Origin of the sequence: Pseudonocardia sp. ICBG1142, assembly GCF_020496255.1 — a bacterium.
Classification (GTDB): domain Bacteria; phylum Actinomycetota; class Actinomycetes; order Mycobacteriales; family Pseudonocardiaceae; genus Pseudonocardia.
Map to the genome: position 1 here is coordinate 500,805 of NZ_JAHLJC010000030.1, position 24,822 is coordinate 525,626.

The window sequence follows — 24,822 nt, forward strand, 5'->3', positions numbered from 1 at the left end:
CCCACACGGTGATCACCGGGCCGGGAGGTGCGACGGGTGGAGTCCGCGCGGAGCCGGGAAGGAGTGGTCTCTACCCTCGTGACGCATGCGAGCGGTGTGCGTACTGGGGACCGGACTGATCGGTGGGTCGCTGCTACGGGCCGCGGCCCGCGCCGGGCGTGAGGTCTGGGGCACCGCCGCGTCCGAGCCGACCGCGGCCGCCGCCGTCGCCGACGGCTTCGACGTCACCACCGACACCGACGCCGCGCTGGCCCGGGCCGCCGAGGCCGACGCGCTGGTCGTCGTGTGCGTCCCGCTGACCGCGCTGGAGACGGTGCTGCGCCGGGTCGACGCGGTCGCCCCCACCTGCCGGCTCACCGACGCGGTCAGCGTGAAGGTGCCCGTCGCGGACGCGGTCGCCCAGTTCGCGCCGCGCACCCGGTTCGTGGGCGGGCACCCGATGGCCGGCACGGCCGAGTCCGGCTGGTCCGCCGGGTCCGCGGAGCTGTTCACCGACGCCGCCTGGGTGGTCGCCGCCGACGACGGTCTCGACGTCGACGTGTGGCGCGACGTCGCCGAGCTGGCCTGGGACTGCGGGTCCCGGGTGGTGCCCGCGGCCGTCGACGAGCACGACGTCGCCGTCGCGCGGATCTCGCACCTGCCGCACCTGTTCGCCGCGGTGCTCGCCTCCGTCGGCGCCGGGGAGCAGGGTGACGATCTCGCCCTCGCCCTGTCCGCGAGCTCGTTCGCCGACGGCACCCGGGTCGCCGGGACCCGCCCCGAGCTGGTGCTGGCGATGTGCGAGGGCAACCGGGGCGCGCTGCTCGCCGCCGTCGACGACGCGCTGGGCCGGCTCGGCGCGATGCGCGGGGCGCTGGCCTCCACCGGCGGGCTGGCCGCGACCGTCCGCTCCGGGCACGAGGCGCGGATGCGGTGGGCCTCCACCCGCGAGCCGCTGGAGGTGCCGGTCGACCTGGACGCCCCCGACGTGTTCGCCGAGCTGCGCGAGCTCGGCCGCCGCGGCGACGTCGTCGAGCCGGTGAAGCGCTAGAGGCTCACCCGGGACGCGACGCCCGGGTAGCCCAGGACGAACCCGTCGTCGTCGACGGTCATGTCGGCGACGAACGACCCGGCGGCGAAGCGGACGACACCGGGCGTGCCGGGCGACCCGGCAGTCACGGTGCGGTAGGTCTGCTCGGTGTTCTCGACCGTCAGCGTCGGGAGATCGACGAACACCATCGGCAGCACGTGCTCGGCGGGCTCGCGGTGCAGGGCGAGGCGCCGGAGCGGCAGCGCGTTGAACACCGGGCTGAAGGCCAGGTCGACGTCGCGGGCGCCGCCGAAGTGGCCGCGGCTGCCGCCGGAGCCGTCGTCGACCAGCCAGACGCCGTCGGTGCTGCGCGAGAGCGTGAGCTGCTGCTCCCCCTCGGCGGTGGCGACGTCGACGGCGAGCCGCGACAGCGTCCCGTCACCCGCGACGACGAGCCGGTAGGACGCGGTGAGCACCCCGCCCTCCCCGCCACGGATGATCCGGCCGACGGCACGGAAGCCGCCGGCAGTGGTCGTGATGCGCGCCGACTCCGTGCCCGCGGCGCCGTCGGTCTCGGGGTCGGATCGCCAGGTCAGCATGACCGCCACGCAGGTCACCTCCGGATCATCGATGTCGCCGCACACCGAACCACACCGCCGCCCGGACCATACGAACGGGTGATGAGCGGATGCCCCTCAGCCCGGCTCCCGGCGCACGTCGACGGCCTCGACGTCGTCGCGGATCCCGCGGAACACCGGCTGCCGCAGCCGGCCCGCCGCCGTCCACCCGAGGTGGGCGACCTCGACGACGACCGTCGGGGAGCACCAGCGGGCGTCCGCGGCGTCGGCCCGGGGCGGGAGCTGCGCGAACGGCGACTCCGGCACCTCGGTCAGCCGGGCGGCGAGCAGGTCCTGCACCGCCGCCCCGGCCAGCCCGGACCCGACCCGGCCGGCGAACTCCAGACCGTCCGGGCCGGGGACACCGAGCAGCAGCGCCCCGACCCGACCGCCACCGCCGCCGCGCTCGGGCTTCCACCCGCCCACCACACAGGACTGCGACTGCCGGTGGGCGATCTTCACCCAGTCCGGGCTGCGCCGGCCCGGCCGGTACCGCGAGTCCTCCCGCTTGGCGACGACGCCCTCCAGCCCGCGCGACGCCGTCACCTCCAGCAGGGCGGCCCCGTCCGGGTAGAGCGTGAACGCCTCGACGTGCGGGGTGGCGGCGAGGTCGAGCCGCTCCAGGGTGGCCCGGCGCTCGGACAGCGGGCGGTCGAGCAGCGGCACCCCGTACAGGCGCAGCACGTCGAACACCATGAAGGTGACCGGACGCCCGCCCGCGGGGCCGTGGATCCGGTGGGCCAGCGCGGCGAAGCTGGGGACACCGCCGTCGAGCAGCACCACCTCGCCGTCGAGGAGCACGTCCGGGGCGAGGTCCACCAGACCGGCGAGCTCGGGGAAGTTCGCGGTGACATCGCGGCCGGAACGGGTACGCAGACGCAGTGCCGGCTCGCCACCGCCATCGGTGACCTCGGCCAGCACGCGCATGCCGTCCCACTTGACCTCGAACGACCAACCGGTGCCGGTCGGGAGGGGTCCGGGGGTGGCGAGCATGGGCTGCACACCGTCATGCTGTCACCATCGACGGCACGCGAGGGGGGACCGCATGCGCGCGATCTGGAGCGGGGCCGTGTCCTTCGGGCTGGTCAGCGTCCCGATCAAGGTCTATTCGGCGACGACCAACCACGACGTCCGGTTCCACCAGGTCCACGGCGAGGACGGTGGCCGCATCCGCTACAAGCGGACCTGCGAGGTGTGCGGCGAGGAGGTCACCTACGCCGACATCGTGAAGGGCTTCGAGACCCCCGACGGCGAGCTGATCACCCTCGACGACGCCGACCTCGCGTCGCTGCCCGTGAAGACGGGGCACGAGATCGACGTGATCGAGTTCGTGCCGAACGACCAGATCGACCCGATGCTCTTCGACAAGAGCTACTACCTCGAACCAGAGACCAAGGCCGCCAAGCCCTACGCGCTGCTGCGCGAGGCGCTCGAGGAGACCGACCGCACCGCCGTGGTGAAGGTGGCGCTGCGCCAGCGCGAGACACTCGCCCTGCTGCGGGTGCGCGGCAAGGCGATCGTGCTCCAGACCCTCATCTGGCAGGACGAGATCCGTGAGCCGGACTTCGACATCCTGGACAACGACGTCGACCTCAAGCCGCAGGAACTGAAGATGGCCTCGTCGCTGGTCGAGAGCATGGGCGCGGACTTCGACCCGTCGGAGTTCCACGACGAGTACCGCGACGCGATGGCCGACCTGATCGAGGCGAAGAAGTCCGACGGCGAGGCCCGCCCGGCGCCCGCCGCGGAGGCCGCCGACGACGGCGGGGACTCGATGAGCGACCTGCTGTCCGCGCTACAGGCCAGTGTGGACGCGGCACGGTCGACGAAGTCGGACTCCGGTTCAGGGTCGGGTTCCGGATCGACGGAGAAGAAGACCCCGGCCCGCCGGTCCTCCTCCCGGTCGAAGAAGACCGCGGACAAGGACACGCACACGGACACGGACACGGACACGGACACGAGCGGCGATGCCACCGGCACCGACGACGCGAGGCCCGCGAAGTCGACCACCACGCGTCGGCGGTCGACGAAGAAGACCGCCTGACCGGCGTCCCTCACGGGCCGAAGCTGGACTCCGGCGGGGTCTGGTCGTTCTGCAGGGCACCGAACAGCGCCTGGGCCCGGGTGCGGTCCCAGCGCAGGTTCGACCCGCCCGCACTGCCGCCGATCGGGACGGTCGTCTGCACGCCGTCGCCGCCGGAGACGCCCTTCATCCCCCAGGCCAGGCCGGCGAGGTTCCAGATGTGGTCGGAGTCGTCGACGGTGATCGTCCCGGTCACCGCGGACGCCAGCGGGACCATCCGGAACGGGTTGATCAGGGTGAGCGGGCTGGTGGCCTTGCCGAGCAGCGCGGAGAGGAACTCGCGCTGCCGCTTGACCCGGTCGAAGTCCGAACCGGGCGTCGCGCGGGTGCGGACGTAGCCGAGCGCGGTCGTCCCGTCGAGCTCCTGGCAGCCGGCCTGGATGTTCAGCCCGGCCTTCGGGTCGTCGATGGCTCGGGGGACGCACATGTCCACCCCGCCGACGGCGTCGACCGCACCGACGAACCCGCCGAATCCGACCTCGACGTAGTGGTCGATGCGCAGGCCGGTGGCACCCTCGACCGTCTCGACCAGCAGCTCCGGCCCGCCGAGGGCGAACGCGGCGTTGACCTTGTTGCTGCCCTTCCCGGGGATGGGCAGGTAGGAGTCGCGCGGGATGGAGACGAGCACGCTCCCGGAGCTCCCGGTGTGCAGCAGCATGATCGTGTCGGTGCGCTGGCCCGCCGCATCGCCGGTGGCGAGGCGCTCCTCGTCCTCGGCGGAGAGTCCCTCGCGGCTGTCCGAGCCCACGATCAGGTAGTTCGTCCCCGACGACGACGCCTGGGAGTCCGCGGGCAGCGCCTGCACCCGGGTCATGTTCTGGTCGAGGTAGACGCCGAACCCGACGAACGCGACCAGCAGCAGGATCAGGACGGCCTTCCAGCGCCCGCGGGTGGCCCGGCCGACGCGGCGCCAGTCCGGCATCGACGGGCCACGGGTGACCCGGCCGTCGCGGGGTGCCTGCGAGGCGGGATGCACCCCGGCCCCGGCTCCGGCCCCTCCTGCTCCGGATCCGGCGGGGCGCGGCATGACCGGGCGCGCCGGCGCGGCGGCCCGGGTCGGCGGCGATGCCCCGGCGGAGCGGCCGGGCGGCGGCTTGCGCAGCGGTCCGCGGCCGCGTGAGGGCGGTGACCCGGGCTGCTGCTGCGGCGGGGACGGCGGCGGGAGCGGACGGCCCCCGTGACCGGGCAGCGGGTTGCGGGGCTGGTTCGTCCAGCCGGGACTGCCGGGCCGGGCGGGACGGCCACCGCGCGGTGGCTCGCCCCGCGGCGGACGCCCGCCCGCGGGGGGCCGGCCGCGGAAGTCTCCGGCCATGCCTGTCCCACCCTCCGATCCGCCCGGGGTCAGGGCGCTGGTCGCCGACGATACTGCGCACCGGCGTCTCGGGGACGCCGGGCGCGAGGGGCACCCCGTCGACCTGCGGTTCCACCCGACCGGGTCCGCGGGGGATGATCGTCGCCGATGGACCTCCCCCTGCACGAGGACGACCTGGACGCCGAGGGCGTGATCCGGGCGTCGGCGATCACCCCGCACCGCCCGGACATGCCGTCCGCGGCGGTGCTGTGCTGGTTCCCCGAGGTCGTCGCCGACGTCGGGACACGCTCCTCGGCGGTGACCGTGCTGCGCAGCGAGCTCGGCCGCAGCCCGGTCTGGCGCACGACCGGGCCCGGCGGGACACCGGTCGCGGTGCTGCACCCGGGCGTCGGCGCGCCGCTGGCGGCGATGTTCCTGGAGCACCTCGTGGCGCTGGGCGTCCGCACCGTCGTCGGGGTCGGGGGTGCCGGGGCGCTGCGGCACGAGCTGACGCTGGGGCACGCCGTCGTCCTGGGCAGCGCACTGCGCGACGAGGGCACCTCGTTCCACTACCAGCCGCCGTCGCGCACGATCGACGCCGACCCGGACGGCGTCGACGCCGTGGCCCGGACCCTGGCGGGGGCCGGGGTGCCGTACGTCGTCGGGCGGTGCTGGACCACCGACGCGGTGTTCCGGGAGACCCCGGCGCGGGTCGCGCGGCGCCGCGACGAGGGCTGCGCGGTGGTCGACATGGAGGCGTCCGCGCTGGTCGCGGCCGCGCGCCGGATCGGGGTCGGCTACGGCCAGGTGTTCCTCGCCGCGGACTCCCTCGCCGGGCCGGAGTGGGAGCACCGCGGCTGGACCGATGCCCGCGAGGCCCGGGCCGGCCTGTTCGGCCTGGCGCTGGCTGCCGCCGAGGCCTGGGACACCGACCGCACGGCCGGGCCCGAGGGCAGCACTGCCGGGCCCGAGGGCAGCACTGCCGGGCCGGACGTGCACCCGGCGGGCGGGGCCGGCACGCCCTAGCATCTGCGGACATGCGTGTTCTCGTCACCGGCGGTGCCGGATTCATCGGGTCCCACGTCGCCGACCGCTTCGTCGCCGACGGCCACGAGGTCGTCCTGCTCGACGCGCTGCTGCCGCAGGCCCACGGCGGCGAGGCCCCGGAGCTGGACCACGAGCTGGTCCGCGGCGACGTCCGCGACGGCGAGACCCTGTCCCGGCTCCTGCCGGGGATGGACGCGGTCTGCCACCAGGCCGCGATGGTCGGGCACGGCGTCTCCCCCGCCGACGCCCCCGACTACGCCTCCCACAACGACTTCGGCACCGCGGTGCTGCTGGCGCAGATGCACGCCGCCAAGGTGGACCGGCTCGTGCTGGCCGGGTCGATGGTCGTCTACGGCGAGGGCCGCTACGACTGTGCCGACCACGGCGTCGTCCGGCCCGGGCCGCGCGCGCTCGACGACATCGAGGCCGGCCGCTACGAGCCCCGCTGCCCGGAGTGCGGCAAGGACCTCGAGTCCGGCCTCGTCCCGGAGTCCGCGCCGGTCGACCCGCGCAGCACCTACGCCGCGACCAAGCTCGCCCAGGAGCACCTCGCGAGCGCCTGGGCCCGCCAGACCGGCGGCACCGTGTGGTCGCTGCGCTACCACAACGTGTACGGCCCCCGGATGCCGCGCGACACCCCCTACGCGGGCGTCGCGTCGATCTTCCGGTCCTCGCTGGAGCGGGGTGAGGCGCCGCGGGTGATGGAGGACGGCCGGCAGCGCCGGGACTTCGTCCACGTCGCCGCGGCCAACGCGGCCGCACTCGTCGCCGATCCGGAGCCGACCGGTTTCGGCGCCGCGAACGTCTGCTCCGGCGAGCCGCACACCATCGGTGACCTCGCCGCGGAGCTGGCCCGCGCGATGGACGGTCCCGAGCCCGAGATCGTCGGCGGCGCCCGGCCCGGCGACGTGCGCCACGTCGTCGCCGACCCGGCCTACGCCGCCTCCCGGCTGGGCTTCCGCGCCCGGACCAGCTTCACCGACGGGGTGACGGCCTTCGCGACCGACCCGCTCCGTTCACCGATCGCCCCGAACCGCTGAGGGACGCCGTCCGAACCCCCTGCGGGACCGTCCCGCATTCGGCGGGCGGTGGTCCGGCAGAGAGGTGAGGATCGCGACGTGCACCCGGAGATCGTGCTGCCGTGCCTCGACGAGGCGGAGGCGCTGCCGTATGTCCTGAAGCAGATGCCCGACGACTGGCCGGTGATCGTCGTCGACAACGGGTCGACCGACGACACCGCTGCGGTCGCACGTGGGCACGGGGCACGCGTGGTCGTCGAACCGCGACGCGGCTACGGCGCCGCCGTGCACGCCGGGCTGGAGGCGGCCACCGGTGAGCTCGTGGCCTTCCTCGACGGCGACGGCTCCCTCGACCCCGACGTGCTGCCCGGCATGGCCGAGACCGTCGCGTCCGGCCGTGCCGACATCGCCGTCGGACGGCGGGTGCCGGACACGGTCGGTGTGTGGCCCTGGCACGCCCGCGCGGCGAACGCGGTGATCGCCGGGATGCTGCGCGCCCGCGGGGTCCCGGTGCACGACATCGCCCCGATCCGGGTCGCACGCCGGCAGGCACTGCTGGACCTGCAGATCGAGGACCGGGCCTTCGGCTACCCGCTGGAGCTGCTCCTGCGGGCGGGGCGCGCGGGCTGGCGGTTCGACGAGATCCCGGTCGCCTACTCCCGCCGCGCCGGCGGGCGGTCCAAGGTCTCCGGCTCCGTCACGGGCACCGTCCGGGCCGGGCGCGACATGATCCGGCTGCTGCGATGACCGGCCCCGTGACCACCGTCGTCCTCGCGAAGGCCCCCGAGCCGGGCCGGGTCAAGACCCGGCTGTGCCCGCCCGCGACGCCGGAGCTCGCCGCGGCGATCGCCTCGGCGGCGCTGCTCGACACCCTCGACGCCGCCGCCGGGGTGCCCGGCGACACCGTCGTCGCGTTGACCGGGGACCGGGCCGCCGCCACCGGGGCCGCCGAGATGGCGGCCGCGCTGGACGGGCTCGGCGTCGTCGCGCAGCGGGGGGACGGGCTGGCCGCACGGATCGCCGCCGCGCACGCCGACGCCCTCGCGCGCCACCCCGGACGCCCGACCCTGCAGGTCGGGATGGACACCCCGCAGGCGTCGACCGAGCTGCTGTCCCGCTGTGCGGACCGGCTCGCCGAACCGGGGGTGGACGCCGTCCTGGGCCCCGCGACCGACGGCGGGTGGTGGGTGCTGGGACTGCGCGACCCGCTCGCCGCCGCCGCGCTGCACGGCGTGCCGATGTCGACCGCCGAGACCGGCGACCGGACGCTGGACGCGCTGCGTGCCGCCGGGCTGCGGGTGGTCCTCGCCGAGCCGCTGACCGATGTCGACACGGCCGCGGAGGCCGTCGCCGGCGCCGCGCAGGTCCCGGGCAGCCGCTTCGCCCGCGCCGTCGCCGAGCTGACCCTGCGATGTCCGGAGGTGTCGGTGTGACCGTGACCGCCGAAGGCTTCGACATGCCGCTGTCCGGCGCACCCTCGCGCCTGCTCTGCGACGACGGCACCGAGATCGCCCTGGACGTCGACCGCTGGGCCGACGCGGCCGGTGGCTGCGACGACTGGCTGGTCCGCCACTGCACCGGCCCCACCGTCGACCTCGGCTGCGGGCCCGGCCGGCTGCTCGCCGCGCTCGCCGCGCGCGGGATCGCCGCCCTCGGCGTCGACGGCTCCGCGGTCTCCCGGGTGCTCTGCCGCCGCCGGGGCGTCGCGATGGTCCAGGCCGACCTGTTCGGCCCGCTGCCCGGGGAGAGCAGCTGGTCCCATGTGCTGCTCGCCGACGGCAACCTCGGCATCGGCGGGGACCCGACCGCCCTGCTCACCCGCGCCGCGCGGCTGCTCGCCCGCGGCGGGACGGTGCTGGTGGAGGCCGACCCGCGTCCCGAGCACGCCTGGCGCGGCACCGCCCGGGTTCTCTGCGGCGGCGGGGCGGGCGAGCCGATCCCGTGGGCGGTGCAGGGCGCGGTCCCCCTCGCGGTGACCGCCGGCCGCACCGGTCTGCGCGTGACCGACGTGCACCTCGGCGCCCGAGTGTTCCTGGAGCTGACCCGATCGTGAGACGCGTGATGCGATGGCGCAGCCCGATCCGGGGACCCTGGCTGACCTCGATGTTCGCCCTCCCGCTGCTGGTGGGGCTGCCGGTCGTCGCGTTCACCGGACTCCTCGACCGGCTCGCCTACGGCCGGGAGCAGGCGATCCCGGCCGCCGACGCCGTCGGCGGTCTGCAGCTGCCCTGGGTGGACTGGCCGGTGTCGCCGACCTGGCTGTTCCGGCTCACCGAGGGACTGCACGTCGGACTCGGCATCGTGCTGGTGCCGCTGGTCCTGGCGAAGCTGTGGTCGGTCATCCCGAAGCTGTTCACCGCCCCCGAGCGGAACCCGGTGAAGCTGCTGGAACGGCTGTCCCTGGTGCTCCTGGTGGGTTCGATCCTGTTCCTGATCGTCACCGGCCTGCTGAACGTCCAGTACGACTACGTCTTCGGCTTCTCCTTCTACGACGGCCATTACGCCGCGGCCTGGGTGTTCCTGGCCTCGTTCGCGTTGCACGTGGTCACGAAGCTCCCGACGATGGTCCGCTCGCTGCGGAGCCGGTCGCTGCGCGCCGAGTTCGCGACGCCGCTCGCCGACACCCGTCCCGAGCCGGCGCACCCGCTCGTCGCGCCGGACCCGGACCCGCCGACGATGTCGCGGCGCGGCGCGATCGCCCTGGTCGGCGGAGGGATGCTGTTCGTCGCGGCGCTGACCGTCGGACAGTTCACCGACCAGCTCCGGTCGACCGCGCTGCTGCTGCCCCGGGGTCGGACGACGGCACCCGGCAGCACCGAGCGGGGCGGGCCGAACGACTTCCCGGTCAACCGCACGTTCGTCGCCTCCGGGATCGCCCCGGCCGCGGTCGGGAGCGCCTGGACGCTGACCCTGACCGGCGGCGCGGCACCGGTGGTGCTCGACCGCGCGGCGCTGGCCGCGCTGCCCCAGCACACCGCGGAACTGCCGCTCGCCTGCGTCGAGGGCTGGTCGACCTCGCAGGTGTGGACGGGCGTACGGCTGACCGACCTGGCCCGCGCGGCGGGGGTGACCGACCCGGTGACCGCGGAGGTGCGGTCGGTCGAGGTGCGGAGCCCGTTCTCCCGGTCACTGCTCAACCGCGCCCAGACGCTGTCGCCGGACTCGCTGCTCGCGCTGCGGGTCAACGGCGCCGACCTGTCGCCCGACCACGGGTACCCGGCGCGGCTGATCGTCCCGGCGCTGCCCGGGGTGCACAACACCAAGTGGGTCGCGACGATCGGATTCTCCCGTGCTGCTGTCCGGTAGCCGCCTGCTCGCCGCCCTCGGCTGCTTCGCGCTCGCCGGATGGGCGGTGTACGCGATCGTCTCCGGGTCCCCGGACCTGGTCAGGATGGCCTGGTGGTTCGCCGGCGCGGTCCTGCTGCACGACCTCGTACTGTTCCCGCTCTACGCCGCCGGGGACCGGCTGCTGCTGCTCACGCTGCCCCGCACCCGGGTACCGCTGGTCAACCACGTCCGGATCCCGGTGCTCGGCTCCGGGCTCGCGCTGCTGATGTTCCTGCCCGGGATCATCGGGCAGGGCGCGCTGAGCACGCTGAACGCGACCGGGCTCGACCAGGAGCCGTACCGGATGCGGTGGGTGTGGCTGACCGTCGTGCTGTTCGCCGTCTCCGCGATGGTCTGGACGGTGCGGACACTGCTCGCCCGCCGGGCAGTATCGAGGGCATGAGCGAACCCGTCTTCGACAAGCGCGACCAGCTCGACAAGGTCGCCGCCGGCCTGCTGGAGGGCGAGCGGATCATCACCGTGTACGACGCGATCGGCGCCGGCACCGGATTCCTCGGCCTGACCGATCTGCGGGTGGTCCTGCAGGACAACTCCTTCGTCGGCAAGCGCACGGCGATCACCTCGATCCCCTACGGCCGGATCTCCTCGGCCTCCTTCGTCGCCGACCGGAACCTGCTGGGCCGGTTCGCGAGCTCGAGCCAGATCGCGGTCACCGTCGGGACGGCCGTGCACGAGGTCGCCTTCCGCGGCGACGACAAGGCCCGCCACGCCCACGACGTGATCCTCTGGCACCTGACCCGGTCGTGACCCGGGGGCACGCTCGGCGGCGGTCGCCCGGCCGGGTTGCGACACTGTGGTCATGAGCACCGGTCCCGTCCCGCCCGCCGCCACCCCGGACTCCACCGACGTGCTCGTCGTCGGGGCGGGCCCGGCCGGATCGGCGGCGGCGGCGTGGGCGGCGCGGCACGGTCTCGACGTCGTCCTCGCCGACTCCGCGACCTTCCCCCGGGACAAGGCCTGCGGTGACGGGCTGACCCCGCGCGCGATCGCCGAGCTGGGGCACCTGGGCCTCGGTGCCTGGGTGGACTCCCACGGCACCAACCGGGGGCTGCGCGCGCACGGGTTCGGGCAGGTCCTGGAGCTGCCGTGGCCGGGCGGATCGCTGCCGGCGCACGGCTCGGCGATCCCGCGCACCGAGCTCGACGCGGGCATCCGCCGGGTCGCGCTGGAGGCCGGCGCGACCCCGATGGAGGACGCCAAGGCCGTCGACGTGGCGTTCTCCGGGGGCCGGGTCGACTCCGTGGTGTTCGAGGACGGCCGCTCCGTCCGGTGCCGCAGGCTCGTCGTCGCCGACGGCGCGCGCTCCACCCTCGGGCGGGTGCTGGGCCGCGAGTGGCACCAGGACACCGCCTACGGCGTCGCCGCCCGCGGCTACGTCACCTCCGGCCGGCACGACGACCCGTGGATCAGCTCGCACCTGGAGCTGCGTGGCGAGGCCGACGAGGTCCTGGCCGGGTACGGCTGGCTGTTCCCGCTGAACGACGGCCGGGTCAACATCGGCGTCGGCACGCTCGCCACCGACCGGCGCCCGGCCAACATCAAGCTGCGCGGCCTGATCGACCACTACGCGAACGCGCGCCGCGCCGAGTGGGAGCTCGGCCCGAAGGTCGAGCTGGTCCGCTCCGCGCTGCTGCCGATGGGCGGGGCGGTGTCCGGCGTCGCCGGGCCGAACTGGGCACTGGTCGGCGACGCGGCGGGCTGCGTGAACCCGCTCAACGGCGAGGGCATCGACTACGGCCTGGAGACGGGACGCCTGGTCGCGGAGCTGCTCGCCTCGGGTGCGGACCTGGACCGCGCCTGGCCCGCGACCCTGCGCTCGCACTACGGCCTGGCGTTCTCCATCGCGCGGCGGCTCGCCGGGCTGATCACGATCCCCCGGCTGCTGCCGCTGGCCGGGCCGGTCGGGATGCGGTCGCGGGCGCTGATGACGGTGGCGCTGCGGGTGATGGGCAACCTCGTCACCGACGCCGACCGCGACCTCACCGCCCGCGCCTGGCGGGCCGCCGGGAAGCTGTCGGTCCGCCTCGACGACCGGCCCCCGTTCCCCGCCGCCGACCTGCGCACACCGGTCGCGGCGCGCTGACCGCGCCGCGGCGCAGGATCACCGGGTGGTGCTGGCGCGCCGTCCACCCGGGTGACCGGTTCCGGACGGTACGGTCCCCGCCAGGAGGTCCGCCACGACGGCGGACGGCCGGTGCGCGCGCCCGCGGTCCGGCCGCACCAGCAGACCGGGAGGGCCCGTGACCCGCGGCGACGATCCGGAGCGCACCCGCAGGGACGCGTCCGACCCGTGGCGGACGGGGAACCGCCGGCAGCGGCCGCCGAGCGGCGGTCCCGCGCCCGACCCCACCCGCCGCGTCGGCGGGTCCCGGCCCGCACCGCGGCGCGCCGACGAGGACCCGGCGATCCGCACCAACGCACCGGACGCCACCCGCCGGGTCGGCCCGCCCCCCGGCCCCGGCCGTCCGGGCCCCGGCGGTCCCGGTGGTCCCCCGGACGGCACCCGGCGCCTCGGGCCCGGGGAGGCCCCGACCCACCACCTCGGTGCCCCGCCGACCGCGGCCTACGGCGCCCCGCGGCCGTCGCGCCCGGACGCGACCCGGATGATGCCCGCCCCCATCACCGAGCCCGAGCTGCTCGGCGGCCGGTACCGGCTGGAGGGGCTGATCGGCCAGGGCGGGATGTCCGACGTCCACCGGGCCACCGACACCCGGCTCAACCGGCCGGTCGCGGTGAAGATCTTCGGTGCGGCCGACGACCCGAGCGCCGACCAGCGTTTCGAGCAGGAGGCGCAGGTCATGGCGAACCTGCGCCACCCGGGCCTGGTCGCCGTGCACGACTTCGCCGTCGAGGCCGACCGCGCCTACCTGGTGATGGAGCTCGTCGACGGGCCGACGCTCAAGGACGTCATCGCGTCCGAGGACCTGCCGCCCGAGGACATCCGGCGGATCGGCGCCGAGGTCGCCCAGACCCTGGCCTACGTCCACTCCCAGGGCGTCACGCACCGCGACGTCAAGCCGTCGAACATCCTGATCGACTCCGACGGCCGGGCCCGGCTCGCCGACTTCGGCATCGCCGCCCTGCTCGGGGCCGACGGCCACACCGCGGCCGGCGAGATCATCGGGACGCCGGCGTACCTGTCGCCGGAGCAGGTCCAGGGCCGCCCGGTCGGACCGCCGACCGACGTGTACGCGCTCGGCCTCGTGCTGCTGGAGGCCTGGACCGGGCGGCAGGAGTACCAGGGACAGGGACTCCAGGGCGCCGCCGAGCGCGTGAACCGCGCCCCGGTCGTGCCCGCGGACGTGCCCGAGCCGCTGCGGACGGCGATCGCGCAGTCCACCGCCACCGACCCGGCGCGGCGCCCGGACGCCCGGCGCGTCGCCGAGATCCTGGCCGAGCCGACCGCCGTCGCGACGCCGGTCGTCGCACCGGAGCCGGAACCCGAGCCGCGCGACCTCGGCTCGTCGGGGATCGGGAAGTGGATCGCGATCGGCGCACTCGTCGTCGCGCTGCTGGTGCTGCTGCTCGGGTTCCTGCTGTTCGGCAACGACGACTCCGACACCCAGGCGCCGCCGACCACCGAGACCAGCGCACCGCCCACCACCGAGACGACCGAGACGACCGGGGCCCCGAGCAGCGAGAACGGTGGCGGCATCCAGATCCCCAGCAACATCCCGGGTCTGCCGACGAACCTGCCGTCGCTCCCGTCGAACCTCCCGTCGCTGCCGACCGAGCTGCCGTCGTTGCCGTCGCTGCCCTCGAACCTGCCCGACCCGGGCCAGATCGGGCAGGACGCGCAGGGCTTCTGGGAGGCGATCCAGCGCTGGTGGTCCGGGATCACCGGGAACTGACGTGCCCCGTCCGACCCGGTGCGGCGCGCGCCGGGCCGGACGGGGACCATCGGAGGTGACACGGGCGCGGTCGGTGCCCGGTGACCACCTGCGGAGGGGTTCTCGGTGAGCGCGAGCACGGAGCAGGCGACGACCGACGCAGCGGGCGGTGCGCCGCCCGCACCGGCGGTGCCGGCGCGGCGCGACCGCCGTGGGCTCCTGACCGCGCTCACGGTCGCCCTGGTGCTGCTGTGCGCCGGTGCCGCGGTCGCCGTCTCGATCGGCGACGACGGCTTCTGGCGGCAGAGCGGGCTGCCGGTGCCCGAGCCGGGGCTGAAGGCGGCGACGGTCGTCGCGAAGGTCCTGGCCGTGGCCGCCACCGCGCTCGCCGCCGGGTCGCTGCTGGTCGGCGGGCTGGTCGCGGCCCCGCAGACGTCCGGGACGGTCGACGTCCACGGCTACCGCGCGCTGCGCCGGGGCACCCTGGCCGCCACCGTCGCCGGGCTGTCGGCGATCGCCGCGGGCTGGCTGTCGGTGGCCGACATGACCGGCAACTCCCCCGACGTCCTGGCGTCGGTGGGCCCGTTCGGGTGGCTCGGCGCCGCCGCGACGATCGAGGAGCCGCTGGGCTGGGCGCTCGCCGGGGCCCTGCTGCTGCTCGTCGCCCTCGGGTCGGCGTTCTCGCTGAGCTGGAAGGCCGCCGCCGCGCTCGGGCTGCTCGCCGCCTGCGCGATGGCGGTGCCCGCCGCGGTGCACCCGGCCGCGACCGGGGCCGGGCACGACTGGAGCGGCGACGCGAACGTGCTGCGCGCCGTCGCCGGCACCGCCTGGCTGGGGCTGGTCGCCGCGCTGGTCGCGTTCCGCGTGCACGGGGGCGTCGTCGAGGGGCGGACCGCGGGCCGGGTCCGCGGCCTGCTCGCCGTCGGCGGGGTCGTGTACCTGGTCGGTGAGGTCGTCTTCCAGCTGGTGGTGACCGACGCCGGACCGCTCGGCGGGTCGCCCTACGTGCGGGTCGCCGTCGTCGTGGCGGTGCTGCTCGCGGCCCTGGTGCCGCTGACCGCGCTGCTGGCCCGCGGGCTCGTCGCCGACCCGGCCGGACCGGTGCCGGGCCGGTTGCTGCCGATCGTCGCGGTGCTGGGGGCGACGGTGGCGACGCTGGGCGTCGCGAGCATCCGGCTGGTGCCGCCGCGGTTCGTCGTCGCCGACGACTCGGCTTTGCAGACCCTGATCGGCTGGGACATCACCCGGCCGTTCTCGGCGCTCGCGGTGCTCGTCGACTGGCGCTGGAACCTGCTGTTCGGCACCGGCGCGCTGGTGCTCGCCGGGCTGTACCTGGCCGCCGTGCGACGGCTGGCGGCCCGCGGAGTGAGGTGGCCGGTCGGGCGCACCGTCGCCTGGCTGCTGGGCTGCGCCACGCTGCTGGTCGCGACGTCGTCGGGGCTGGGCTTCTACTCCCCGTCCATGTTCAGCGTCCACATGATCAGCCACATGACGCTGAACATGCTCGCGCCGATCCTGCTGAGCCTCGGCGGCGCGGTCACGCTCGCGCTGCGGGTGCTGCGCCCGGCGGGCCGCGGCAACCCGCCCGGCCCGCGGGAGTGGCTGCTCGCGGCGGTGCACTCGCGCGTCGCGAAGGTCGTGACGCACCCGGCGTTCGCGGCGGTGCTGTTCGTCGGCTCGTTCTACGTCCTGTACTTCACCCCGCTGTTCGACGGGGCGCTGCGGTTCCACTGGACCCACCAGCTGATGAACCTGCACTTCGTGCTGGTCGGCTACCTGTTCTTCTGGCCGCTGATCGGCGTCGACGCCGCCCCGCACCGGCTGCCGCACCTGGGCCGGCTCGCCGTCATGCTCGCGACGATGCCGTTCCACGCGTTCTTCGGCGTCGCGGTGATGAGCTCCTCCACGGTGCTCGGCGAGAACTTCTACCGCCAGGTCGGGCTGCCCTGGGTGGACCTGCTCGACGACCAGCGCACCGGCGGCGGGATCGCCTGGGCGACCGGTGAGATCCCGATGCTGCTGGTGATGGTCACGCTCGTGGTGCAGTGGTCGCGCGACGACTCCCGGGAGGCCGCCCGCAAGGACCGGCAGGCCGAGCGGGACGACGACGCGGAGCTGAAGGCGTACAACGCGATGCTGGAGCAGATGCGGCGGGGCGGGTGAGCGTGGCGGAGCAGCCGCTCGACCTGGAGCTGCTCGGGACGGTCGTCGCGGAGTACCAGGTCGAGGCACGGGTCGGTGCCGTGCGGATCGCGGGCGAGCGGCTGTCCGTCGACCTCGTCCTCGACCAACCCTGGGAGGAGGACGTCGAGGAGCTGGCGCGGACGCACGTCCGGATCGACGCCGACGGCGTCCTCGGCTGGGAGCTCGCCGGCACCCCGGGGCCGGACGTCACGCACGTCGAGGTCCACGACGAGCACCCGGCACTCCGCCTGCACACCGAGATCTCGGACTCGGTGTACGTCCGCGGTGCGCCGCGGGGGCCGGAGCTGCTGGCGTACCGGCTCCGCGTCCTGGTCGAGTCCGAGACCGGCGGCTGGTACCCGCCGGTGGAGTGCTTCCACCGGCTCGACGACCTCCCCGCGCACCTGGCGGGTGGTCGGGGCCTGCTCGCGCGGGGGCCGCGCGGCCTCATCGACGGCATCGCCCGGCTGCTCACCGAGGCCGGGGTCACCGCGGACGTGGTGCCCGGCCGTCATCCCAGGCGCCGGCACGTCACCGACGGCGGCCCGCCGCCCCGGTTCCTCGACCTCGGCGCGGCGGGCCACGTCGTCGCCACCTCGTTCGCCGCACAAGGGGAGTTGCCGGTGCAACCCGTGCTCTGACCAACGGCCCCGATCCGGACGACCGGTCTGTCACGCCGGACGATCGGACGGGTACCCGGCCGCACCACGGCGAAGGCTGACAGCGTGACCGACACATCCACCACATCCACCTCCACCCGTCCGGACCGCACCGCCTGGGGCGCCGTCGGCGTCATGGCCCTCACGAGCTTCGTCCTGGTCCTCGCGGAATTCCTCCCGCCCGGTCTGCTCACCCCGATGGCCACCACGCTCGGCATCACCGAGGGGCAGGCGGGCCAGGCGGTGTCGGCGACGGCGTTCGTGGGGCTCCTCGTCGCCCCGACGATCGGCGCGCTGCTCCCGCGGGTCGACCGCCGCGCCCTGCTGACCGTGCTCGCGGCGGCCGCCGCGGTGTCGAACCTGCTGGTCGCGATCGCGCCGAGCTTCGTCGTGCTGCTGGCCGCCCGGCTCCTGCTGGGTGCGGCGATCGGCGGGTTCTGGGCGATGTCGCTGGCGGTGGCGTCCCGGCTGAGCACGCCGGGCCGGCTCGGACGGTCGATGATGCTGGTCAACACCGGCACCACCCTCGCGACGGTCGCCGGGGTGCCGGTGGCCGTCTACCTCGGTGCGCTGGCGGGGTGGCAGGCCGTGTTCGTCGGTGTCGCGGTCCTGTCCGCGCTGACCGCGCTCACGATCCGCACCGTGCTGCCCCGGGTCGCGCCGGACGCCGCCGACGGGCTGCGCCCGCTGGTCGACACGCTGCGCGCCCCCGGGATGCCGCGTGGGCTGGCCGGTCACGTACTGACCGTCCTGGGGCACTTCGCCGCGTTCACCTACGTCCGGCCCGCGCTCGGGACCGTCCCAGGGCTCGACGCCGGCGGGGTGGCCGTGCTGCTCGCGGTGTTCGGCGCCGGTGGGGTGGTGGGCAACCTCGTCGTCGGGATGCTGGTGGACCGGTACCTGCGGCTGGTGCGGTACGCCGTCCCGCTGGTGCTGGCCGCAGGGGTCGCGTCGGTGGCGACGTTCCCCGCGGTGCTGCCGGTCGTCGTCGCGGGTGTCGCGGTGTGGGGGCTGTCGTTCGGTGCCTGGCTGACGGTCGTGTCGACGTGGATGGCCCGGGTGGTGCCGGACCGGATGGAGGCGGGCGGCGGGCTGCTCGTCGCGGGCTTCCAGCTCGGCATCACCGTGGGCGCCGGCGTCGGCGGACTGCTCGTCGACGGCGTCGGGGTCCGCGTCACGCTGGCGGCGGCGGCCGTGGTGGCGACGGTGGGTGGGCTGGCGTTCGGGTCCGCGCCGCAGGAGCCGAGCCGGTCGTAGGCCGGGTCAGCGGGCCCGGACCGCCCGGGCCGAGGCGCGCCACTGGGACGGCGACATGCCTGCTTCCCGCCGGAAGGCGCGGGCGAACCCGAGCTCGGAGCGGTAGCCGACCCGGTGCGCGACCTCCGCAACGGTGGCCGTGTCGTCGGCGAGCAGCTCCCGCCCCACCCCGACCCGGACGGCGGTCAGGTACCCGGCGGGGCTGCGCCCGACCAGCTCGGTGAAGCGTTCGGCGAAGGCGGCCCGGGACATGGTCGCCTCCCGGGCCATGTCGGCCACCGTCCAGGCGCGGGTGAGGTCGGCGTGCACGGCGCGCAGGGCCCGCCCGATGCGCGGGTCCAGCGCGGAGGACAGCCACCGGTCCGCGCAGCAGGGCTGCTGCTCGACCCACATGCGCACCGCGGTCACCGCGATCGTGGTCGCGATCCGCGAACAGATCACCGTGTCGCCGCTGCGGACCGCCCCGCCGACGGTGCTCCACCCGCACGCCATGCCGCGGACCAGGACCGCCATGCCCGGCTCGGCGGCCCCGAACGACCGGGCGACCACCGCGTCCGGGAGCGGGCCCTCGTCGGGCCGCGCGGCCGGGGGCCGCGTCAGCTCGACGACGGTGGCCTCGGCGCCGCCGTCGCCGCGGACGGTCAGGTCGGCGCGCCGCGGGACCAGGACGAGGTCGCCCGCCGCGACCGCGGTCCAGCCCTGCTCGGCCGCCGCCCGGACCGCGGCGCGGCCGTCGTGCAGGAACACGAACCCGGCGGTGTCGCGGAGCACCGTGGACACGGCGCCGTCGGTCACCCGGGATCGGCGGGACCGGCGCAGCTCCCACTCCATGCCGGCGAGCATCCGGTCGAGACGGGAGTCGATCGCATCGGGTAGAGGTGCCGTCACACCGTGATCAGCCACGCTGCCCGACCGGCTATTCCGGTCGGTGCGCAGCGGCTCGTCACGGCCGCGGTGCGGGACCACCTCGGTAGCTGCTCACGGCAGTGGAAGCTCGTCCCGCGGCCCCGATGCGGGAATCCCCCACCGGCCCGCCCCGGACGGGAGTCAGTCCCGCGCCTCGACGTAATCGGTGCTCTCCTCGCCGACCGGGGTGCGTGACCCGCCCAACGCCCCGTCGGCCCAGCTCACGGCCTTCCGCAGCCGCAGGCTGTTGGTGACCACCAGGAACGACGAGAGCGCCATCGCGGCCCCGGCGAGCAGGGGGTTCAGCAGGCCCGCCATGGCGACGGGGATCGCCGCGGTGTTGTAGCCGAACGCCCACCAGAGGTTCCCGCGGATGGTGCCCATCGTGGCGCGGGCCAGCTCGACGGTCGCCGGGAGCACGCGCAGGTCGTCGCGCACGAGTACGACGTCGGCGGCCTCCAGGGCGACGTCGGTGCCCGAGCCCACGGCGATGCCCAGGTCCGCGGCGACGAGCGCGGCGGCGTCGTTCACCCCGTCGCCGACCATCGCGACGGTGCGGCCCTGGGCCTGCAGCGCACGGATGTGGTCGACCTTGCCGTCGGGCAGCGCGCCGGCGACGACCTCGGTGATCCCACAGGCGGCGGCGACGGCGTGCGCGGCGGCGGGCCGGTCACCGGTCAGCAGCACCGGGCGCAGCCCCATCGCGACCAGCTCGGCGACGGCCACCGGCGCGGACTCCTTCACCGGGTCGGCCAGCGCGACCAGCCCGGCGAGAGCCTCGTCGACGTGCACGGCGACGACGGTGTGCCCGGCCGCCTCCCACTCCGCGAGCCGCGGTGCGAGCGCACCCGGGACCTCCGGAGGACGACCGACGGTGACGGTGCGACCGTCGACGGTGCCGCGGGCTCCGAGCCCGGGCAGCGCGACGAAGTCCTCCACCGCCGGGACGTCCGAACCGGCGTGGGCACGGATCGCGACGGCGATGGCGTGCTCGGACCCGCTCTCGACGGAGGCGGCGCGGGCCAGCAGCTGCGCCGCGTCGCCACCCGGGACGGCCGCGACCTCGACCACGGCCATCCGCCCGGTCGTCAGCGTGCCGGTCTTGTCGAGCACGACGGTGTCGGCGGCCCGGGTGGTCTCCAGCGCCCGGTGCCCCTTCACGAAGATGCCCAGCTCGGCGCCGCGGCCGGTCGCGACCATCAGCGCGGTCGGCGTCGCCAGCCCCAGCGCGCACGGGCAGGCGATGATCACGACGGCGATCGCGGGGGCCAGCGCGCCGGCCCACCCCGCACCGGCCAGCAGCCAGCCCCCGAGGGTGAGCAGCGCCAACCCCAGCACCACCGGCACGAACACCGACGACACCCGGTCGACCAACCGCTGCGTCGCGGACTTCTCGGTCTGCGCCCGCTCGACGGCCGCGATCATCCGCGCGAGGCGGGTGTCGGCCCCGACCTGCTCGGCGACGACGACCAGCCGCCCGCCCGAGGCGATCGTGCCGCCGGTGACGGCGTCGCCCGGCCCGACCTCGACCGGGACCGGCTCGCCGGTCATCGCGCTGGTGTCGACGGCGGCCCGCCCGGTCTCGACGACGCCGTCGGCGGCGACCCGCTCGCCCGGCCGCACCAGGAAACGGTCGCCGACCCGCAGGCGTCGCACCGGGACGCGGGACTCCGCACCCCCGGACAGGACGGTGACCTCGTCGGTCTCCAGCGCGGCGAGCGAGCGCATGACCCGCCCGGCGGTACGGCGGGCGCGGGCCTCGAAGTACCGCCCGGCCAGCACGAACGTCGTCACCCCGGCGGCGACCTCGAGGTAGAGCGGCCCGGAGGGGTGCAGCACCGCGTCCCACCCCGTGAGGGTCTGCCGGGTGTCGAGGAAGGCCATCTCCCCCAGCGACCAGGCCGAGGCCGAGATCACGCCGAGCGAGACGAGGGTGTCCATCGACGTCGTCCCGTGACGCAGGTTCAGCACCGCGGTGCGGTGGAACGGCCACGCCGCCCAGCCGACGACGGGCAGCGCGAGCGCCACGACCACCCACTGCCAGTACGGGAAGCGCAGCGACGGCACCAGCGACATCGCCAGCGACAGGTCGGCCAGCGGGATGAACAGGATGAGCGCGACGGCCATCCTGGTCCGCAGCCGGCGCAGCGCGGTGTCGTCGGAGGTGGCCTCGTCACCGGTGTCGGTGGGACGGATCTCGGTGGCGCCGTAGCCGGCCTTGCGGACCGTCTCGACCAGGGTCGCGACCGGGGTCGCCGACGGGTACCGGACCAGCGCGCGCTCGGTCGCGAGGTTGACGGTCGCGTCGACGCCGTCGAGCCTGCCGAGCTTGCGCTCGACGCGGCCGACGCAGGCGGCGCAGGTCATGCCGTCGATCTTGAGTTCGACCGTACGGACGTCCGTCTCCGGCGCGGACCGGTCCACGGCGCTGTCGGTACTCACGACCCCATGGTTCTACACGCGATCGAAGATCCGCCACCCGGGCCCCTGACCTGCGGCGGACCGATGCCCCGCCGAACCGTTGCGGGACGAGAGGGCGTACAACTGGTCGTCGGGAGCGGGGCACACGGACGTCCGAGGAGGAGACCCTGATGGCCACCGGGAAGCGGAAGGCGGCGGCGAAGAACCCGCTCACCGCGAAGAAGGGACCGTCGCAGTTCACGGTGATCGCAGTGATCGTCGTCGTGGCCTTCGCGGCCGTCGTCGGTGTAGGCGTCTACTGGAAGAACTCCGGGGGCGGGATCGCGGTCCCGGCCAACGCGTCCGCGCAGGGCGTGACCGTCGGCAACGAGGCGGCCCCGAAGACGATCGACATCTACCTCGACTTCCAGTGCCCGATCTGCAAGCAGTTCGAGGCGCAGGCCGGGCAGACCCTCGACCAGCTCGTCTCCTCCGGCCAGGCGAAGATCGTCTACCACCCCATCGCCATCCTGGACCGCGCCTCGTCGACCCGGTACTCGACCCGTTCGGGCGCCGCGGCGGGGTGCGCGGCCGCGGCGGGGGTGTTCCCGCAGTTCGAGAAGGAGCTCTACGACAACCAGCCCGCCGAGGGCGGCGCCGGGCTCCCGAACGAGCAGCTGGTCGCGCTCGGGCAGAAGGTCGGCGCGGGCGGCGACTTCGCCCAGTGCGTCGACGACCAGCGCTACGCCCCCTGGGTCACCCAGATCACCCAGCAGGCGCTGCGCGACGGCGTGTCCGGCACCCCGACCGTGAAGGTCGACGGCACCCAGGTCGACGCGACCCCGCAGGCCGTCGCGCAGGCGGTCGCCGCGGGCTGACCCACGCGGGTCCGGCCCCCGGCGGCGGAGCGGACGCACCATCCGATCTGCAATTGCACCCGCAGTAGCATCGTGGGCGACCATCGGCAGGAGCCACCGGAGGACGTGTGGTCATGACCGCGGCACACGGCCCACTCGTCATCCGCAAACGGCTGGGCTGGGCCCTCAAGCAGCTCCGCACGGGGCGCCACCGGCAGCTCTCCGAGATCGCGAAGCTCCTCGAGGTCTCGCCCTCCAAGCTGTCCCGCATCGAGACGGGGCAGGTGGAGCCGAAGTTCCGTGACGTCCGCGACCTGCTGGACATCTACGAGGCATCCGACGCCGAACGCGAGCGGATCCTGGGATGGGCGAACGACGCGAAGGCTCCGGGCTGGTGGGAGCCCTTCGGTCCCGCACCGTCGGGCGTCGACCTGGACATGCTCATCTCCCTGGAGGCGGAGGCCCGGGCCAAGGAGACGTTCAGCATCCCGATCTCCGGTCTCCTGCAGACCGAGGACTACGCGAGGTTGCTCCTGACCGAGGTGTTCGCCGGTCGGGCCCGGAGCGAGATCGAGCGCATGGTGGAGATCCGCCTCGGCCGGCAGAACGTCATCGAGCCCGACCGGGCCGAGGCCCCGCCGCTGGAGCTCCACGTCCTCCTCGACGAGGTCGCACTGCACCGGTGCGCCGACCAGGAGGTGCTCCGGGCGCAGATCAGCGAGCTGATCCGCCGGGGCGACCAGCCCAACGTCACGCTGCAGATCCTGCCGTTCCACGCCGGCTGGACGAGCGCGACCAGCACGTTCTCCGTCTTCACCCCACGCCGTCCCGAGACGGACTGGCCGATGGTCAACGTCGAGGGCACGGAGAACGACGTCTTCGTCGACACCCCGCAGGCCGTCGCCGACTACCGCCGGATCTGGCGCCAGCTCCTCGACCGGGCCATGTCCCCCGACGAGAGCCGCGCGATGCTGGAGCGACGGTTCGCGGGGCGGTCCTAGCCGCGCAGACGGTCGAGGTCGAACTCGCCGTTCTTGACCCCGCGGACGAAGGCCGTCCACTCGTCGTCGGTGAAACCGACGACGGTCGCCTCCGCGGTCGTCGACCGGACACGCACACCGGCCGCGTCGGCGGCCACCGCGACGCACTCGCCCTTCGCACAGAAGGAACTGGTGACGAACTGCCCCTCGGACACTGTCGACCTCGGCTTCGCATCACGCCGGTCGGGGCCGGCAGCACCGTCGGTGCGGGGAGCGGCACCGACGCCTCGTACAACGAGCGCCCCCGGCGAAGGGCGTGACCGGCGCCCGGCCGAGGAGAGGTTCACTCGTTCGTCCCGGTCGGGGAGTGGCGCTCAGCCCTGGGTGGCGATCTCCCCCGGCGGCTCCGCGACCCGGTTCTCCGCCCGCCGGATCAGCATGATCCCCCCGAGGATCAGCACCCCGCCCGCCACCTGGATCAGGCTCGGGACCTGCGCGATCAGCACCCAGGCCGCCAGCACCCCGAACATCACCTCGGACAGCCCCACGAACGAGGCGACCCGCGTGTCGAGCCGTCGGATCGCGATGATCCCCGTGAGGTACGGCAGCACCGTCGCGAGCACGACCAGCATCCCCAGCAGCACCGGCCACGGCACGTCGGTGCCCGCCAGGCTCCCGCTGGACTCCCCCACCCGCCACGGCGTGATGCCCAGCAGACCGGTCACCGTGAGCGTCACCGCGCCGACGACCATCGCGCCGGAGATCATCAACAGCGGTGGGACGCCGCCCCGGTCGTCGCCGCCGGGGAGGAGGAAGTAGACGCAGACGCACGCCGCCGAGCCGAGGCCCCACAGGATTCCCGTCAGGTCGACGCGTTGCGGCCCGAACGGGTCGACGACCAGTACCAGCCCGACCAGCGAGACCAGGCAGCCGACGAGCGTCACCGCCGCCGGGGCGGTCCGGGTCCGCGCCCACGTCCAGCCGACGAGCAGCACGGGCGCGAGGAACTCCAGCAGCAGCGCGACGCCCACCGACAGGTGCTGCAACGCCTGGAAGAAGCACAGCTGGACACCCGCGACGGCGGCCAGGCCGTAGAGCAGGACCTTGCGGGCGTTCGGCGCGCTGAGCGGGTAGCGGCGCAGCATCACGACCGTCACCGGGAGGAGCAGGACCGCCGCGCCGGCGATGCGCAGCAGCGTCGTGAGCCCGGGCGACCAGCCCGCCTCCAGGAACGCCGCACCGAGCGGTCCGGAGAAGCCGTACGCGGCGGCCAAGACCAGCGCCCACAGCAGCCCGCGGACCACGTGATCCCGTGTCACGACCGAAGCACCCATA

The 24,822-nt window shown here is 74.9% G+C and carries 24 protein-coding genes; 17 read left to right on the forward strand and 7 right to left on the reverse strand.

Annotated features, from left to right (window positions below; genetic code table 11):
- Positions 1–85 precede the first annotated feature (85 nt).
- The gene (locus KPL59_RS16510) at positions 86–1,030 is read left to right on the forward strand and encodes a prephenate dehydrogenase (RefSeq protein WP_226361318.1); all 945 of its coding nucleotides are present in this window, start codon (positions 86–88) and stop codon (positions 1,028–1,030) included.
- On the opposite strand, the gene KPL59_RS16515 is transcribed toward KPL59_RS16510, so the two are convergent.
- Positions 1,027–1,608: a putative glycolipid-binding domain-containing protein gene (locus tag KPL59_RS16515; protein WP_226362096.1), complete on the reverse strand. Its 582-nt coding sequence runs from the start codon at positions 1,606–1,608 to the stop codon at positions 1,027–1,029. The two genes, KPL59_RS16510 and KPL59_RS16515, sit on opposite strands and share 4 nt — an antisense overlap.
- A 96-nt stretch (positions 1,609–1,704) precedes the next feature.
- Entirely contained in the window at positions 1,705–2,619 is a 915-nt protein-coding gene (gene ligD, locus KPL59_RS16520; RefSeq protein ID WP_226362097.1) for a non-homologous end-joining DNA ligase, read from the reverse strand.
- A gap of 52 nt (positions 2,620–2,671) precedes the next feature.
- Between ligD and KPL59_RS16525 the strand changes: the two genes are divergently transcribed.
- The gene (locus KPL59_RS16525; RefSeq protein WP_226361319.1) at positions 2,672–3,670 is read left to right on the forward strand and encodes a Ku protein; all 999 of its coding nucleotides are present in this window, start codon (positions 2,672–2,674) and stop codon (positions 3,668–3,670) included.
- A gap of 10 nt (positions 3,671–3,680) precedes the next feature.
- Here the strand turns inward: KPL59_RS16525 and KPL59_RS16530 are convergent, their stop codons facing one another.
- Positions 3,681–5,021, reverse strand: coding sequence for an LCP family protein (locus KPL59_RS16530; RefSeq protein WP_226361320.1), 1,341 nt, complete (start codon positions 5,019–5,021; stop codon positions 3,681–3,683).
- Positions 5,022–5,168: 147 nt separating this feature from the next.
- Between KPL59_RS16530 and KPL59_RS16535 the strand changes: the two genes are divergently transcribed.
- From KPL59_RS16535 to KPL59_RS16595, 13 genes are all read left to right on the forward strand, one after another.
- On the forward strand, positions 5,169–6,026 hold the full coding sequence (locus tag KPL59_RS16535) for a nucleoside phosphorylase (RefSeq protein ID WP_226361321.1): 858 nt from the start codon (positions 5,169–5,171) through the stop codon (positions 6,024–6,026).
- Positions 6,027–6,037: 11 nt separating this feature from the next.
- Positions 6,038–7,087, forward strand: coding sequence for an NAD-dependent epimerase/dehydratase family protein (locus tag KPL59_RS16540; RefSeq protein WP_226361322.1), 1,050 nt, complete (start codon positions 6,038–6,040; stop codon positions 7,085–7,087).
- 78 nt (positions 7,088–7,165) lie between these two features.
- The gene (locus KPL59_RS16545) at positions 7,166–7,813 is read left to right on the forward strand and encodes a glycosyltransferase family 2 protein (protein WP_226361323.1); all 648 of its coding nucleotides are present in this window, start codon (positions 7,166–7,168) and stop codon (positions 7,811–7,813) included.
- Entirely contained in the window at positions 7,810–8,499 is a 690-nt protein-coding gene (locus KPL59_RS16550) for a DUF2064 domain-containing protein (protein ID WP_226361324.1), read from the forward strand. The genes KPL59_RS16545 and KPL59_RS16550 overlap by 4 nt, the downstream gene beginning before the upstream one ends.
- On the forward strand, positions 8,496–9,119 hold the full coding sequence (locus tag KPL59_RS16555) for a methyltransferase domain-containing protein (protein WP_226361325.1): 624 nt from the start codon (positions 8,496–8,498) through the stop codon (positions 9,117–9,119). The genes KPL59_RS16550 and KPL59_RS16555 overlap by 4 nt, the downstream gene beginning before the upstream one ends.
- Before the next feature lie 8 nt (positions 9,120–9,127).
- Positions 9,128–10,372 (forward strand): molybdopterin-dependent oxidoreductase, encoded by a 1,245-nt coding sequence (locus KPL59_RS16560; RefSeq protein ID WP_226362098.1) that lies wholly within the window; start codon positions 9,128–9,130, stop codon positions 10,370–10,372.
- Positions 10,356–10,796, forward strand: a complete 441-nt coding sequence (locus KPL59_RS16565) for a hypothetical protein (protein WP_226361326.1) — start codon at positions 10,356–10,358, stop codon at positions 10,794–10,796. The genes KPL59_RS16560 and KPL59_RS16565 overlap by 17 nt, the downstream gene beginning before the upstream one ends.
- Positions 10,793–11,161, forward strand: coding sequence for a hypothetical protein (locus tag KPL59_RS16570; protein WP_226361327.1), 369 nt, complete (start codon positions 10,793–10,795; stop codon positions 11,159–11,161). The genes KPL59_RS16565 and KPL59_RS16570 overlap by 4 nt, the downstream gene beginning before the upstream one ends.
- A 52-nt stretch (positions 11,162–11,213) precedes the next feature.
- Positions 11,214–12,497 carry a geranylgeranyl reductase family protein gene (locus KPL59_RS16575; protein WP_226361328.1) on the forward strand — a complete coding sequence of 428 codons (1,284 nt, stop codon included), beginning with the start codon at positions 11,214–11,216 and terminating at the stop codon, positions 12,495–12,497.
- A 157-nt stretch (positions 12,498–12,654) separates the two neighbouring features.
- Positions 12,655–14,265 (forward strand): serine/threonine-protein kinase, encoded by a 1,611-nt coding sequence (locus tag KPL59_RS16580; protein ID WP_226361329.1) that lies wholly within the window; start codon positions 12,655–12,657, stop codon positions 14,263–14,265.
- 105 nt (positions 14,266–14,370) lie between these two features.
- Complete coding sequence (locus tag KPL59_RS16585) at positions 14,371–16,407, forward strand: cytochrome c oxidase assembly protein (protein ID WP_226361330.1); 2,037 nt, start codon at positions 14,371–14,373, stop codon at positions 16,405–16,407.
- The gene (locus KPL59_RS16590) at positions 16,404–17,069 is read left to right on the forward strand and encodes a hypothetical protein (RefSeq protein WP_226361331.1); all 666 of its coding nucleotides are present in this window, start codon (positions 16,404–16,406) and stop codon (positions 17,067–17,069) included. Before KPL59_RS16585 ends, KPL59_RS16590 begins: the two co-directional genes overlap by 4 nt.
- Positions 17,070–17,153: 84 nt before the next feature.
- A complete protein-coding gene (locus tag KPL59_RS16595; protein ID WP_226361332.1) occupies positions 17,154–18,344 on the forward strand; it encodes an MFS transporter in 1,191 nt (396 codons plus the stop codon).
- 6 nt (positions 18,345–18,350) lie between these two features.
- Here the strand turns inward: KPL59_RS16595 and KPL59_RS36965 are convergent, their stop codons facing one another.
- Together KPL59_RS36965 and KPL59_RS16605 are read right to left on the reverse strand one after the other, a co-directional pair.
- Entirely contained in the window at positions 18,351–19,232 is an 882-nt protein-coding gene (locus KPL59_RS36965) for a helix-turn-helix transcriptional regulator (protein WP_226361333.1), read from the reverse strand.
- A gap of 159 nt (positions 19,233–19,391) precedes the next feature.
- Positions 19,392–21,692 carry a cation-translocating P-type ATPase gene (locus tag KPL59_RS16605; RefSeq protein WP_226361334.1) on the reverse strand — a complete coding sequence of 767 codons (2,301 nt, stop codon included), beginning with the start codon at positions 21,690–21,692 and terminating at the stop codon, positions 19,392–19,394.
- 149 nt (positions 21,693–21,841) lie between these two features.
- Here KPL59_RS16605 and KPL59_RS16610 point away from each other — a divergent pair, with 149 nt between their 5' ends.
- Together KPL59_RS16610 and KPL59_RS16615 are read left to right on the forward strand one after the other, a co-directional pair.
- Positions 21,842–22,528, forward strand: a complete 687-nt coding sequence (locus KPL59_RS16610) for a thioredoxin domain-containing protein (protein WP_226352737.1) — start codon at positions 21,842–21,844, stop codon at positions 22,526–22,528.
- A gap of 113 nt (positions 22,529–22,641) precedes the next feature.
- Entirely contained in the window at positions 22,642–23,508 is an 867-nt protein-coding gene (locus tag KPL59_RS16615) for a helix-turn-helix transcriptional regulator (RefSeq protein ID WP_226352728.1), read from the forward strand.
- Here KPL59_RS16615 and KPL59_RS16620 read toward each other — a convergent pair.
- Positions 23,505–23,702 carry a DUF397 domain-containing protein gene (locus KPL59_RS16620; RefSeq protein ID WP_226352738.1) on the reverse strand — a complete coding sequence of 66 codons (198 nt, stop codon included), beginning with the start codon at positions 23,700–23,702 and terminating at the stop codon, positions 23,505–23,507. The two genes, KPL59_RS16615 and KPL59_RS16620, sit on opposite strands and share 4 nt — an antisense overlap.
- 159 nt (positions 23,703–23,861) lie before the next feature.
- The gene (locus KPL59_RS16625) at positions 23,862–24,806 is read right to left on the reverse strand and encodes a DMT family transporter (RefSeq protein ID WP_226361335.1); all 945 of its coding nucleotides are present in this window, start codon (positions 24,804–24,806) and stop codon (positions 23,862–23,864) included.
- Positions 24,807–24,822: the final 16 nt, after the last annotated feature.